Source organism: Streptomyces sp. NPDC029296 (assembly GCF_055569255.1).
The window spans coordinates 87,108-100,597 of sequence record NZ_JBVHXT010000021.1; the positions used below are offsets into that span (position 1 = coordinate 87,108).

Sequence of the window (13,490 nt, forward strand, 5' to 3'; positions counted from 1 at the left end):
CCACCGCGGGGGTTTCCGGGTACATCACTCTTCTCCCTCCAGATCGCCCTCAAGTTCGAGGTAGGTCGCCCGGAGCCGGTCCAGGGTCTCCTGGTCCGGTTCCGCCCACAGACCACGGTCCGCCGCCTCCAGCAAGCGTTCGGTGATGCCTCTCAAGGCCCATGGGTTCGAGCGCTTCATGAACTCCCGGTTCTCCGGGTCGAAGACGTACTCCGCGCTGAGCTTCTCGTACATCCAGTCGTCGACCACGCCCGCCGTGGCGTCGTAGCCGAACAGGTAGTCCACGGTCGCCGCCATCTCGAAGGCGCCCTTGTAGCCGTGCCGGCGCATGGCCGCCATCCAGCGCGGGTTGACCACCCGCGCGCGGAAGACCCGGTGCGTCTCCTCGCCCAGCGTGCGCGTCTTCACCTGGTCCGGCGTCGCCGAATCGCCCACGTAGGCCTCGGGGTTGGCGCCCGTCAGGTGCCGGACCATGGCGACCATGCCGCCGTGGTACTGGAAGTAGTCGTCGGCGTCGACGAGGTCGTGCTCACGCGTGTCGACGTTCTTCGCCGCCACCGCGATCCGCCGGAACGCCGTCTCCATGTCCCCGCGTGCCGCCCGGCCGTCGAGACCGCGGCCGTAGGCGTAACCGCCCCAGACGGCGTACACCTCGGCCAGGTCCGCGTCGCTGCGCCAGTTGCGGGCGTCGATCAGCGGCAGCAGGCCGGCGCCGTAGGCACCCGGCTTGGAGCCGAAGACGCGGGCCGTGGCGCGGCGCCGGTCGCCGTGTCCGGCGGTGTCCTCGTCCACGTGCGCCCGCACGTAGTTGGATTCGGCCGGCTCCTCCAGCTCCGCCACCGCCCGGACCGCGTCGTCGATCAGCCCGACCACGTGCGGGAAGGCGTCCCGGAAGAACCCGGAGATGCGGACCGTGACGTCGATGCGGGGCCGCCCCAGCTCCGCCAGGGGGATCACCTCGAAGCCGGTCACCCGGCGCGAGGCCTCGTCCCACACCGGGCGGCAGCCCAGCAGCGCCAGGATCTCGGCGATGTCGTCGCCCTGGGTGCGCATCGCGGAGGTGCCCCACACCGTGAGGCCCACGGACTTCGGGTACTCGCCGGTGTCGCTCAGGTACCGCTGCACCAGCGAGTCCGCCAGCGACTGCCCGACCTCCCAGCTCAGCCGGGACGGGATGGCCTTGGGGTCGACCGAGTAGAAGTTGCGGCCCGTCGGCAGGACGTTCACCAGGCCGCGCGTCGGCGACCCGGACGGGCCCGCCGGGACGTAACCGCCGTCCAGGGCCCGCAGGATGTGCCCGATCTCGTCGCTGGTCCGCGCCAGCCGCGGTACGACCTCGTCGCACGCGAACTCCAGCACGGCGACCGCCTCGGTCGGCTCGGCACCGAGCACGCCCCGCAGGAGGGCCGGGACCACCGCACGGTCCCACGCCCGGGCCTCCATGCCCTCCGCGATCCGCCGGCACAGCTGCTCCAGCAGGTCGATGGCGTCGGCGGCGGACCGGGCCGGGCCCTCCACCAGGTCCGTCAGCTCCACCGGCACCTTCACCGGGGCACCCGGCTCGGCCAGCAACTCCTTCTCCACCAGCCCGAAGTGGGCCGCCAGCGAGGCCCGCAGCCCGGGCAGGGCGTCGGCCTGCCCGCCCCACACCTGCGAGGCGCGCAGCACGGCCAGCACGAGGTTCACCCGCGGTTCGCCGACCGGGCCGCCGCCCAGGATGTGCAGGCCGTCGCGGATCTGCACGTCCTTGATCTCGCACAGATAGCCGTCGATGTGCATGACGAACTCGTCGAACGCGTCGTCGTCGGGCTGCTCGTCCACGTGCAGGTCGTGGTGCAGCTCCGCCGCCTTGACCAGCGTCCAGATCTGCGCGCGGACGGCCGGGGCCTTCGCCGGGTCCAGGTCGCTCACCAGCGCGTACTCGTCGAGGAGCTGCTCCAGCTTGGCCAGGTCGCCGTAGGTGTCCGCGCGGGCCATCGGCGGCACCAGGTGGTCGACCACGGTGGCGTGGCCACGCCGCTTGGCCTGGGTGCCCTCGCCGGGGTCGTTGACGATGAACGGGTAGATCAGCGGCAGTTCGCCGAGGACGGCGTCCGGGGCGCAGCCGCGCGACAGCCCGAGGCCCTTGCCCGGCAGCCACTCCATCGTGCCGTGCTTGCCCATGTGCACGATCGCGTCGGCGCCGAAGCTGTTCTCCAGCCAGCGGTAGGCCGCCAGGTAGTGGTGGGAGGGCGGCATGTCGGGGTCGTGGTAGATCGCGATCGGGTTCTCCCCGAAGCCGCGCGGCGGCTGGATCATGACGACGACGTTCCCGTACCGCAGACAGGCCAGCACGATGTCGTCGCCGTCCACGTAGAGGCTGCCCGGCGGCTCGCCCCACGCCTCGGTCATGGCGTCCCGCAGCTCCGGGTCGAGCGTGCCGAACCATGCCCGGTAGTCGGCCAGCGGCACCCGCGCGGGCGCGGCGGCCAGCTGTTCCTCGGTCAGCCATTCCACGTCGTGGCCGCCGGCCTCGATGAGCCGGTGGATCAGCTCGTCGCCGCCGTCCGGGTACGCGGTCAGCGAGTAGCCGGCGTCCCGGAGCGCGTCGAGCACCCGGACGGCCGACACGGGGGTGTCCAGGCCGACCGCGTTGCCGACCCGGGAGTGCTTGGTCGGGTAGGCGGTGAAGACGAGCGCGACCTTCTTCTCGGCGTTCGGCTTGTGCCTCAGCCGGGCGTGCCGGACGGCGATGCCGGCGACCCGGGCGGCCCGCTCGGGGTCGGCGGTGTACACCGGGACGTCGTCGGGGCCCTGCTCCTTGAAGGAGAAGGGGACGGTGATCAGCCGGCCGTCGAACTCGGGGATGGCGACCTGCATCGCCGCGTCCATGGGGGACAGGGCCGCGTCGGACTCCTCCCACGCGGCGCGCGAGGAGGTGAGGCACAGCCCTTGCAGCACGGGGACGTTCAGGTCGGCGAGCGCGCCGATGTCCCACGCTTCGTCGTCGCCGCCCGCCGACGCCTGGGAGGCGTGCGTGCCGCCGGCCGCGAGCACGGTGGCCACCAGCGCGTCGGCCCGCCCCAGCAGTCCGTACAGCGCGGGATCCGCGCCGCGCAGCGAACCGCAGTACACCGGCAGGGCGTTGGCGCCGGCCGCCTCGATCGCCTCGCACAGGGTGTCCACGAAGGCGGTGTTCCCGCTCAGTTCGTGCGCCCGGTAGAACAGCACACCCACGGTCGGGCGGCCGTCCCGGATGTCGTAGGCGCCGTGCACGCCGAACTCGGGCATGCGGTGCGGCTCCGCGAAGCCCTCGCCGGTCAGCAGCACGGTGTCCGACAGGAACCGGGACAGCTCCAGCAGGTTCGCGGGGCCGCCCTCGACCAGGTACTTCAGCGCCTCCGCGACCACACCGGCGGGCACCGACGACTCGGCCATCAGCTCGGCGTCCGGTACGGCCTCGCCGCCCAGCAGGACGGTGGGGATGCCGGACGCCTTCAGCGCGGCCAGCCCGTCCTCCCAGGCCCGCTTGCCGCCCAGCAGCCGTACGACGGCGAGGTCCGCGCCCTCGATCAGGGCCGGCAGTTCCCCGGCGACGTCGACCCGGGTGGGGTTGCCGATGCGGTAGCCGGCGCCCGAGGCCCGGGCCGCCAGCAAATCCGTGTCGGCGGTCGACAACAACAACACTGTGCTCATGCGGGCGCTCCCGGTGGGATGAAGGGCAGTCCTTGCGGCGCGCCGGACTCGATGAGCCGCCACAGCGCGTCCGTGTCCGCGTGCTGTTCGATCAGGTCGCCGAGCCGGTCGAGCTGCTCCTCGCGCAGCGCGGCGAAGGAGGTGTCCGGCGCGGGCACGAAGCGGCGGCCCGCGGCGGCGGCCACCTCGCGCAGGAAGGCCCGCCGGAAGCCGTCCGACTCCAGCGAGCCGTGCCAGTGGGTGCCCCAGGTCTGGCCGACGCGGCAGCCGTCGAGGAAGGGCTCGCCGCCCTCGACCGTGGCCACGCCGTGGTGGATCTCGTAGCCGTCGACCCGCTCGCCGAGAGCCTCTCCGCTGGGCCGGGTGAGGGTCTTCTCGCGGGCGAAGCGCACGCGCACGGGCAGGATCCCGAGCCCGTCGACGTGGCCCTGGCGGCTCTCGACCTCGTCCTCGATGTGCTCGCCGAGGATCTGGAAGCCGCCGCAGACGCCGAGCACGGGCCGTTGTTCGGCGGCCCGGCGCACGAGGGCGTCCGCCAGCCCGCGTTCCCGCAGCCACCGCAGCGCCCGTACGGTGCCGCGGGTGCCGGGGATCACCACGAGGTCGGCGTCGGCCAGTTCCTCCGGCCGGTCCACGAACCGCACGACGACGCCCGGTTCGGCGGCCAGCGCGTCCACGTCGGTGAAGTTGGACATCAGCGGGATCGCGCACACGGCGACCCGGAGCACGTCCGCGCCGACCGGGGGAGTGACGGCGGACTCCCGTACGGTGCCCCGCAACGAGACCCGCAGTCCGTCCTCCTCGTCGATGCCGAGTCCGTGCCGGAAGGGCAGCACGCCGTAGGTCCGCCGCCCGGTGAGGCCGTGCAGCATGTCCAGGCCGGGTTCCAGCAGGCCGACGTCGCCGCGGAACTTGTTCACGAGGAAACCGGCGACGAGTTCCTGGTCCTCGGGCGAGAGCAGGGCGACGGTGCCGAAGAAGGACGCGAAGACGCCCCCGCGGTCGATGTCGCCGACCACCAGCACCGGCAGCCGCGCGCCCCGCGCGATGCCCATGTTGACGATGTCGGTCCGGCGCAGGTTGATCTCGGCCGGGCTGCCCGCCCCCTCGCAGATCACCGCGTCATACGTGCCCCGCAGTTCGGCCAGGCAGTCCAGCACCGTGCCCAGCAGCCGCTGCTGGCGCCCGCCGTGGTAGCCGCGTGCGCTCAGCTCGCCCACCGGCTTGCCGAGCAGCACGACCTGGCTGCTCTGCTCGCCGCCGGGCTTGAGCAGCACCGGGTTCATCAGCGCGGTCGGCTCGATCCGGCAGGCCTGGGCCTGCATGGCCTGGGCCCGGCCGATCTCCGCGCCCTCCCGGGTCACGAACGAGTTCAGGGACATGTTCTGCGCCTTGAACGGCGCCACTTTCACGCCCTGGCGGACCAGCCACCGGCAGATCCCGGCCGTCACGACGCTCTTGCCGGCGTCCGAGGTGGTGCCGGCCACGAGGAGGCCACCGTTCACTTCCCACGTCCTTTCAGGAGTGTGCGCGCGGCGAGTGTGGTGCCGAGGGCGAGCAGGCCGACGCGGCGGGAGAGCCGTACGGCCCGGTCGATGTCGGTGACCTCGACCGGGCGTCCGGTGCCGCCGTTGAGCACGGGCCGGTGCTCGACCCGGCCGCCGTAGGAGAGCGTCCCGCCCAGGCGCACGCCGAGGGCACCCGCGAAGGCGGCCTCCACGGGACCGGCGTTGGGGCTCGGGTGCTTGCCCGCGTCGGCCTTCCAGGCGCGCAGGGCGCCGCGCGGGTCGGGTCCGGCGACGGCGGCGAGGGCGGCGGTCAGCCGGGCCCCCGGCCAGCCGGCGACGTCGTCGAGGCGGGCGGAGGCCCAGCCGTAGCGGCGGTGGCGGGGCGACTTGTGGCCCACCATGGCGTCCAGCGTGTTGACGGCCCGGAACCCGAGCAGACCCGGCACCCCGGCCACCGCTCCCCACACCAGGGCGCCGACCACGGCGTCGGAGGTGTTCTCGGCGACCGACTCGACCACGGCCCGGGCCATCCCGTCGGCGTCCAGCGCCTGCGGGTCCCGGCCGCACAGATGGGGCAGCCGGGCGCGGGCGGCCTCGATGTCCCCCGCCGCCAGGGCACGCCCGACGGTGCGGGCCTCGCGGCCGAGCGAGGTGCCGCCGACGACGGCCCAGGTGGCGGCGGCGGTCAGCGCGACGGAGGCGGTACGGGAGGGGCGTACGGCGCGTGTGGCCAGCGCCCCGAGGGCGACGACGCCACCGGCGCACACGGCGGTGTGCAGGGCGCCCCAGCCGCGGTGGTCGTGCCACAAGGCGCCTTCCACGGCCGTGGCCGCGCGGCCGAACGCGGCGACCGGGTGCCCGCGGCGGGGATCGCCGAGAAGCAGGTCGCCGAGGACGCCGGCGGCGGCGCCGTACGCGTAAGTGCGATCGGCACCCATCGGCTCAGCCGGCCGTGGGCACAGGGGCGTTCCCGGTACGGGTCCTACGGCAGCCGAGCATGGCGATTCGTGTCCTCACTCAGGGTGTCCACGCCCTGGGTCGACGGATTCCGGCGGCGAGAGTTCCTGGCTCCCGGGGAGTTCTTCCCCGGTGACAGTGGCGGGACCGCGCCGGATTCGCACCGGCTTCCTCTTCTGCCGCCGTACATGGCCTGGGCAGTCCACCACGTGCCCGGAAGGGCCGTCAACTCGCCTTTGACCTGGGATGCCCGACTGTGCCGAGGCCCACATCGCCGGGACGCCGGGCGGGCTGACGGGGACCGCCCCGGCATGCGTCCGCCCCGCCGGCTCCGGCGGGCGGGCCGGTCGGCGGGGCGGTCGCGGGGATCGGGGGCGGGCGGTCAGCCCTTGCCCACGATCAGGTAGATGCCGTAGGCGACGGCCGCCGCGCAGGCCGCGAAGCAGACGTAGGCACCGGTGACGGCGAGCGCGGCGGAGCCGCCCTGGGCCGCGGCCCGCTCGCGGCGGGACAGGCCGTTGACGCCGAGGGTGAACAGGGCCACCAGGCCCACCGTGAACACGACGCTGGTGCCGAGAACGGAGCCGAGGGCCGCCCAGTCGATCTTCATGGGGATGCTTCCTTCAGTAACCGTGCGGGCGGGGTCAGACCGTGGCGGCCGGCGGGACGGCGGCGGGCGCCGGCTCGGTGGCCGGGGCGGGGATCGTGGCCGTCAGGCCGGCGGTCGCCAGGTCCGCGGTCGTCAGTTCCCCGGCGATCTGGCCGGCGGGCGGCGGGGTCACCGCGGCGATGGCGGTGGTGACGACACCGGCCGGCTCGCCGGTCTCCCCGACCACGTTGGTGTGGTCGACGACCTCGCGGCGGGAGATCTTCCAGATCGCGGCGCTCGCGGCGACCAGGAAGACGGCCACGGCGGCGGTGCCCCAGTCACCCAGGTCGGTGACGGACTCGGCGCCCGCGCCGACCAGCGCGGCGGCCGGCAGGGTGAGGACCCAGGCGACGGCCATGCGGGTCGCGGTGGACCAGCGGACCACGCCGCCCTTGCGGCCGAGACCCGCGCCCATCACCGAGCCGGAGACGACATGGGTGGTGGACAGGGAGAAGCCGAGGTGGGAGGAGGCCAGGATAGCGGTCGCGGCACCGGTCTGGGCGGCGAAGCCCTGGCGCGGCTCCAGGTCGGTCAGGCCCTTGCCCATGGTGCGGATGATGCGCCAGCCGCCGATGTAGGTGCCGAGCGCGATGGCCAGGCCGGCGGAGAGGATCACCCAGGTGGGAGGGTTGGAGCCGGGGGCGAGGGAGCCGCCCGCGATCAGGGCCAGGGTGATGATGCCCATCGTCTTCTGGGCGTCGTTGGTGCCGTGCGCGAGGGAGACCAGGCCGGCGGAGGCGATCTGGCCGGCCCGGTAGCCCTTGCGGCTGGCCTCGGTCTCGGCGGTGCCGCCGACGCCGTAGGAGAGCCGGGTGGCCAGGAACGAGGCGAGGCCCGCCACGACCGGCGCCGCGACGGCCGGCAGCAGCACCTTGGTGACCAGGACGCCGCCGTGGACGGCGTCGAAGCCGGCGGAGGCGACGGTGGCGCCGACCAGGCCGCCCATCAGGGCGTGCGAGGAACTGGAGGGCAGGCCCACCAGCCAGGTCAGCAGGTTCCAGAGGATCGCGCCGACCAGGGCGGCGAAGATGACCTCGGGGCGGATGCCGGTCTCGTCGACGAGACCCTTGGAGATCGTGTTCGCGACCTCCACGGAGAGGAAGGCGCCCGCGAGATTGAGGGCGGCGGACATGGTCACCGCGATCTTGGGCTTCAGGGCGCCTGTGGAGATGGTGGTGGCCATCGCGTTCGCGGTGTCGTGGAAACCGTTCGTGAAATCGAACGCGAGAGCGGTTATTACCACAATCGCGAGGATCAGCGAGAAGCTTTCCATTTACCCAGGCAATCGTTCGAGGTCATTGGCTGGATGAACGTAGGCAAGCTGGGTGAACGGAAGATGAACTGGGACGGGCGTGGTGGTGTCGGTAACGCCATGCCGAAGTCGTGTTCCGCGCCGTCGGGCCGGGCGCCCCTTGGCTACCGGGTCCGCGCGAAGATCCGCAACCGGTCCAGGGTGCCGTTGAAGAGATCCTGGTCACCCGGCAGCGCGCCCTTCACGCGGTACTGCCAGAACGTCCAGTACCGCCAGCCGCCGGGCAGCGTCCCCGGCCGCGCCGTGCCGTGCCGGGCGATCCACAGCGGGTGGTCCTTGGAGAACGCGCGGCTGTTGCCGGTGCACAGCTTCCACCACTGGGTCGTCGTGTAGATCACCGGGCGACGGCCCGTCCGGCGCCGGGTCTCGTCGCTGAACGAACGGATCCAGCCGACCATGCCCTTCTTGCTCAGCCCGTAGCACTTGCGCCGCGCGTTGTACGGGTTGTACTCGATGTCGAGCGCCGGCGGCAGCGTCCAGCCGTCCGCCCGCCAGCCGCCGCCGTGCCGCACGAAGTACGAGGCCTGCTTGGCGCCGGAGGACCGGTCCGGGAGGGCGAAGTGGTACGCGCCCCGGATCAGCCCCGCCTTGCGGGCGCCGGAGTACTGCCCGGCGAAGTAGGGGTTGCGGTAGCCCGTGGACTCGGTCGCCTTGACGAAGACGAACCGCGCGCCCTTCTTCCGGGCGGCCGGCCAGTCCACGCGCCCCTGGTGGGACGACACGTCGTGGCCCTGGGGCGGCTTGGCCGCGGCGGTCGCGGGGCCGGTGAGGGCGAGGACCGCCGCCACGGCCGCCGCGAGGAAGCTCGCGCGGCGACGGGCAAGGGTGGGTACACGGGCCATGCGACTCCCCCGGGGGATGGCGGTCGGCGGGCGCGCCGGGCCTCGGGGCGGCGGCGGCCGTGGGGTGGGCAGGAAGCAGCCATTCAAGGTCCGCCGATCACGAAAGCGAGGGTGATTTCAGGCGTTTCAGCCCGAATTCCGCCCGTTCGGCTCCACGGCCCCCGGCCCGGAACCACCGGCCCGCGCGCTCCCCGCCCCGCCCGCCGGCTGGCAGGATCACCGCATGGCTGAACCGCGACGGAACGTGGAAGACGGGCGACGGGACGAACGGCCGGACGCGGGACCGGCGGCGCGCCGGGCCGGCCGGGGGAGCGAGACACCGGACGGGACCGGGGACGGGAACGGGGGCGCACGCCGGGGCGCGGGGGAGGGGAGGGCCGAACCGGGCGCCGCGGCGCCGGAGGGGGGACACGCCGGCGATACGGCGTCGGAGGCGGGGCGGAGCGCACCGGGCGGCGGGATGCCCGAGGCGGGGGAGGTCGCGTGGGGCGGTGGGGTGGCCGGGGTGGGGCAGGACGTGGCGCTGCTCTGGGACGAGGTCGTCGCCACGGCGCGGCGGACCGTCGTCGACGGGCTGGTGGTCGGCACCTCCGGCAACGTCTCCGCCCGCCTCGGCGACCTCGTGCTGGTCACCCCCTCGGGCGTCCCCTACGACCGGCTCACCCCGGCCGATCTCACCGGCGTCGACCTCACCGGCCGCCAGGTGCTCGGCCGCCTCGTGCCGACCAGCGAGCTGCCCATGCACCTCGCCGTCTACCGCACCACCGACGCCCGCGCGGTCGTCCACACCCACGCCGTGCACGCCACCGCGGTCTCCACGCTCGTCCCCGAGCTGCCGCTGGTCCACTACATGGCGGCGGCGCTCGGCGGTCCCGTACGGGTCGCCCCCTACGCCGCCTACGGCACCGACGAGCTGGCCGGGAACATGCTCCGCGCCCTCGCCGGCCGCTCCGGCTGCCTGCTGCAGAACCACGGCACGGTCACCTACGGCGCCACCCTCGACCAGGCCTACGACCGCACCGCCCAGCTGGAGTGGATGTGCCGCCTGTGGCTGACGGCGTCGGCGGTGCCGGGCCTGAGCCCGTCCCTGCTGACCGAGGCACAACTCGCCGAGGTCGGGGAACGCTTGAAGGGATACGGCCAACGGAGGTGATCCCCTTGCCGAGCGGCAACCCGTCCCGCGCCCCGCGGACCCCGCCCGCCCCGCCGGTCCCCCACGGCCGGGCCCGGCCGCCCTTGGTCACCGCCCTGCGCCAGGCCCCGCCGCCCCGGCCCGCCGTGCGCGGGGGAGTCGGCCTGGCACCGGCCGCCCCCGCGTGGGCGGTGTTCGCCGGTCTCGGCCGCGCCCTGCCGGTCCGCCTCCGCCGGGCCCGGCCGCCCTTGCTCACCGCCCTGCGCCAGGCCCCGCCGCCCCGGCCCGCCGTGCGCGGGGGAGTCGGCCCGGCACCGGCCGCCCCCGCGTGGGCGGTGTTCGCCGGGCTCGGCCGCGCCCTGCCGGTCCGCCTCCGCCGGGTCCGGCCGCTCTTGCTCACCGCCCTGCGCCAGGCCCCGCCGCCCCGGCCCGCCGTGCGCGGGGGAGTCGGCCTGGTACCGGCCGCCCCCGCGTGGGCGGTGTTCGCCGGGCTCGGCCGCGCCCTGCCGGTCCGCCTCCGCCGGACCCGGCCGCCCCTGCTCACCGCCCTGCCGGACCGGTCCGCCCCGGTGCTCCCGGGGTCCTCGGCCCGCCCGTCACCCCTCCCGTGGTCCTCACCCCGCCCCGCGGTTCGGCTGGCCGCCGTCCGCCCTCCCCGTGACACTGGAGCCGTGCGTACCGTCACCGCGACCGCCAGTGCGGTCACCGCCGTTCTGGCCGCCGGCACGGCCTCCGTGGTCGCCGGCCGGCTCGCCAGCGACGCCGCGCTGAAGGCGTCCGCGGGCCGTCCGCTACCCACCGAGCCCCGGCTCACCGTGCACGGCACGGCCGCCGGCCGGATCACCCTCACCCGCGACCTGGCCGCCCTGCGCCCCGGCGTCTACGGCCTCGCCGGCGACGGCTCGCACGCGGTCGTCGGCCCCGTCCTGGAGGGCACCCCGCACGCCGCCGACACCGTCGTACGGCGCCTGGAACGCGTCACCCACGGCACCCTCGCGCCCCGCGACGCGGCCTGGCTCACCCCCAACCTGTACGTCGGCAACCCCCGTACCGCCCTCGGCCTGGACCACGCCGACGTCGACGTGCCCGGCGAACTCGGCCCCCTGCCCGCCTGGTTCGTCCCCGGCGCCCGGGACACCTGGGTGATCGCCGTGCACGGCCTCGGCACCACCCGGGAGCACGCCCTGAACGTCATGGGCTTCCTGCACGCCCGCCGGCTGCCCGTCCTCGCCCTCGCCTACCGCGGCGACCCCGGCGCCCCCCGCCCGCCGGACCGGCTGAACCACCTCGGCGAGACGGAGTGGCGGGACGTCGAGGCGGCGATCCGGCACGCCGTGGACCAGGGCGCCCGCCGGGTCGTCCTCCTCGGCTGGTCCACCGGCGCCACCATGGCCCTGCGCGCCGCCGAGCACTCCGCGGTCCGCGACCGCATCGCCGGGCTCGTCCTCGACTCCCCGGTACTCAGCTGGCAGGCCACGCTGCGCGCGCTGGCCCGCGCCCGCCACGTCCCGGAGCCGCTGCTGCCGCTCGCGGTACGGGCCGCGCAGGGCCGGGCCGGACTGCACACCGACGGGCTCGCCGAGGCCGCCGGCCGGCTCCAGGTCCCCGCCCTGCTCGTGCACGGCCCGGACGACCGGGTCGCCCCCTGGGAGTACTCCCGCCGGCTCGCCCGGCGCCTGCCCGGCCTCGTCACCCTGCACACCGTCCCGGACGCCCCGCACGCGGCGATGTGGAACGCGGACCCCGAGGAGTACGAGGAGCGGCTGCGCCGGTTCCTCACCCCGCTGCTGTGACACCCCGGCGCCGGGCCCGCCGGCGCCGGTGGCGGACATTCCGGTTACGGCCGTGGCGCCGGTCCGGCCACGGCCGTACGACTGGCTCGATCCCGCCCGTCCCCCGCGTCCCGCGCCCCGTGCGTTGGCCAGTCCCGTCGCCCGCCGTGACATTCCGTTTGGGTTTTCGGACCGTCAACCGGAAGACTGCACCCGTGACGTCCCGTATCCCGCGCGACTCCAGGCTCCGACTCGTCCGACCTCGACCCCTGGCCGCCGCCCCCAGAGCTGTGAACCAGCGGCGCCCCCGCCGCGCCGCGCCCCGGCCGCCCGAGGGCACACCCGCCCCCGCCGAACTGGCCGGAATGGCCCGTGCCGGTCTGGCCGGCGCGGTCCGCGTCGCCCGCTGGGCCGACGCCGCCCTCGGCCCCGGCCGGGACGGTGCCACCGCCGACGGCAAGGCCACCCTCTCCGACGCCACCGCCGAACGCGCCGCCGCCGACCTCGGCCTGAGCGCCGCTCAGGTCCGCGCCGACTGGGACACCGCCCGCCTCGCCGGACTCGTCGAGGTGCACGGCGACCGCGCCCGCCCCGGCTGGCGGCTGCGCGCCTGGGACCGCGACGACAGCGCCGTGCTGCGCGGCTGGGTCGCCCTCTTCGACGCCTGGTCGCTGGCCTCCGCCGAGCCCGGGGGGTACGAGCCGGCCGCCGTCGCCGAGGTCGTCTCGGCCATGCCCCAGGTGCTCTCCTTCCTCCAGCTGTCCGCCGGCCCGGTCCCGGTCGAGCAGCTGCTCGACCTGCTCCAGCAGCGGGTCACCGAGCTGCGCACCGAACGCTGCGAGGTCGCCTACGAGCCCGGCACCGGACGGCCCGCCGGATCCCCCGCCCCGGCCCAGGTCACCCCCGCCGACGCCCCGCTCGCCCCGCTGCTCGACTGGGCGCTCCGGGCCCTCGCCGCGGTCGGCGCCCTCACCTACGGCGGCGGCCAGGCCACCCTCACCCCGCTGGGCAGCTGGGCGGTGTGGGTCAAGCTGGAGCAGATCTGCGTGGCCGCGCAGAGCCCCGCCGGCAACATCGAGCAGTCCGCCGAGGACATGCTGCGCGGCTGCGCCCAGCTGCGCCCCAACGCGGCCCGCGCCGAGTACCGAGCCTGGCTCGCCGCCCGCCCCGTCGGCGGCGCCGTCACCGAGCTGATCGCCGCCGCCCGCGGCGACGACGCGCTGCTGCGCGGACTGGCCTTCGAGGCGCTGCGCGTCGTCGGCGCGCCCGCCGAGCCCGACGTACGGGCCGTGGTGGACGAGCCGGCCCTGCGGCCGTACGCCCTGCTGTGGCTCGCCGAGCACGACGGCGTCGACCCGGAGGACGCCCACGAGGTGCTCACCCGCGAGGAGGCCACCTGGCTGTGGGTGGACACCGCCGCGGCCGTCGCCGACCACGGTGAGGCGCCGATGCTGGTCCGGCACCTGGAGTCCGCGGTGCAGCCCACGGTGCCCCAGCTGCTCGACGAGGTACGCGCCGTGGGCCATCCGCGCACCGTGCAGGTGCTGGTCGCGCTCGCCGCGGCGCACCCCGACCCGGCGCTGGCCAAGGCCGTGCGCCGGGCCGCGTTCCAGGTGCACACCGGGGGATGAGGTACGGCCGGG

General features: G+C 75.2%; 9 protein-coding genes and 1 riboswitch. Of the genes, 3 read left to right on the top strand and 6 right to left on the bottom strand.

Features of this window, described 5'->3' with window-relative positions; all coding sequences use genetic code 11:
* Positions 1–24: 24 nt before the first annotated feature.
* The 6 genes from cobN to ACZ4W9_RS19935 all read right to left on the bottom strand — a co-directional run bounded on the left by cobN (position 25) and on the right by ACZ4W9_RS19935 (position 8,943).
* Positions 25–3,675, bottom strand: a complete 3,651-nt coding sequence (gene cobN, locus ACZ4W9_RS19910) for a cobaltochelatase subunit CobN (protein ID WP_467937463.1) — start codon at positions 3,673–3,675, stop codon at positions 25–27.
* Positions 3,672–5,180 carry a cobyric acid synthase gene (locus tag ACZ4W9_RS19915; RefSeq protein WP_467937465.1) on the bottom strand — a complete coding sequence of 503 codons (1,509 nt, stop codon included), beginning with the start codon at positions 5,178–5,180 and terminating at the stop codon, positions 3,672–3,674. The genes cobN and ACZ4W9_RS19915 overlap by 4 nt, the downstream gene beginning before the upstream one ends.
* Positions 5,177–6,121 carry a cobalamin biosynthesis protein gene (locus ACZ4W9_RS19920; protein ID WP_467937467.1) on the bottom strand — a complete coding sequence of 315 codons (945 nt, stop codon included), beginning with the start codon at positions 6,119–6,121 and terminating at the stop codon, positions 5,177–5,179. The genes ACZ4W9_RS19915 and ACZ4W9_RS19920 overlap by 4 nt, the downstream gene beginning before the upstream one ends.
* A 98-nt stretch (positions 6,122–6,219) precedes the next feature.
* Positions 6,220–6,362: riboswitch (cobalamin riboswitch) on the bottom strand.
* A 160-nt stretch (positions 6,363–6,522) separates the two neighbouring features.
* Positions 6,523–6,750 (bottom strand): hypothetical protein, encoded by a 228-nt coding sequence (locus ACZ4W9_RS19925; RefSeq protein WP_467937469.1) that lies wholly within the window; start codon positions 6,748–6,750, stop codon positions 6,523–6,525.
* A 34-nt stretch (positions 6,751–6,784) separates the two neighbouring features.
* Entirely contained in the window at positions 6,785–8,062 is a 1,278-nt protein-coding gene (locus ACZ4W9_RS19930; protein ID WP_467937471.1) for an inorganic phosphate transporter, read from the bottom strand.
* A 143-nt stretch (positions 8,063–8,205) separates the two neighbouring features.
* The gene (locus tag ACZ4W9_RS19935; RefSeq protein ID WP_467937473.1) at positions 8,206–8,943 is read right to left on the bottom strand and encodes a lysozyme; all 738 of its coding nucleotides are present in this window, start codon (positions 8,941–8,943) and stop codon (positions 8,206–8,208) included.
* Positions 8,944–9,403: 460 nt separating this feature from the next.
* Between ACZ4W9_RS19935 and ACZ4W9_RS19940 the strand changes: the two genes are divergently transcribed.
* The 3 genes from ACZ4W9_RS19940 (at position 9,404) to ACZ4W9_RS19950 (ending at position 13,478) form a co-directional block, all read left to right on the top strand.
* Positions 9,404–10,096, top strand: a complete 693-nt coding sequence (locus ACZ4W9_RS19940) for a class II aldolase/adducin family protein (RefSeq protein WP_467937475.1) — start codon at positions 9,404–9,406, stop codon at positions 10,094–10,096.
* 650 nt (positions 10,097–10,746) lie between these two features.
* Positions 10,747–11,868, top strand: a complete 1,122-nt coding sequence (locus tag ACZ4W9_RS19945; RefSeq protein ID WP_467937584.1) for an alpha/beta hydrolase — start codon at positions 10,747–10,749, stop codon at positions 11,866–11,868.
* 344 nt (positions 11,869–12,212) lie between these two features.
* The gene (locus ACZ4W9_RS19950; RefSeq protein WP_467937586.1) at positions 12,213–13,478 is read left to right on the top strand and encodes a hypothetical protein; all 1,266 of its coding nucleotides are present in this window, start codon (positions 12,213–12,215) and stop codon (positions 13,476–13,478) included.
* Positions 13,479–13,490 lie beyond the last annotated feature (12 nt).

What these genes read in the sequence shown, in the direction of transcription:
- cobN (WP_467937463.1), bottom strand. Translation starts at nt 3,675, where the DNA reads ATGAGCACAGTGTTGTTGTTGTCGACCGCCGACACGGATTTGCTGGCG.
- ACZ4W9_RS19920 (WP_467937467.1), bottom strand. Translation starts at nt 6,121, where the DNA reads ATGGGTGCCGATCGCACTTACGCGTACGGCGCCGCCGCCGGCGTCCTC.
- ACZ4W9_RS19925 (WP_467937469.1), bottom strand. Translation starts at nt 6,750, where the DNA reads ATGAAGATCGACTGGGCGGCCCTCGGCTCCGTTCTCGGCACCAGCGTC.
- ACZ4W9_RS19930 (WP_467937471.1), bottom strand. Translation starts at nt 8,062, where the DNA reads ATGGAAAGCTTCTCGCTGATCCTCGCGATTGTGGTAATAACCGCTCTC.
- ACZ4W9_RS19935 (WP_467937473.1), bottom strand. Translation starts at nt 8,943, where the DNA reads ATGGCCCGTGTACCCACCCTTGCCCGTCGCCGCGCGAGCTTCCTCGCG.
- ACZ4W9_RS19940 (WP_467937475.1), top strand. Translation starts at nt 9,404, where the DNA reads ATGCCCGAGGCGGGGGAGGTCGCGTGGGGCGGTGGGGTGGCCGGGGTG.
- ACZ4W9_RS19950 (WP_467937586.1), top strand. Translation starts at nt 12,213, where the DNA reads ATGGCCCGTGCCGGTCTGGCCGGCGCGGTCCGCGTCGCCCGCTGGGCC.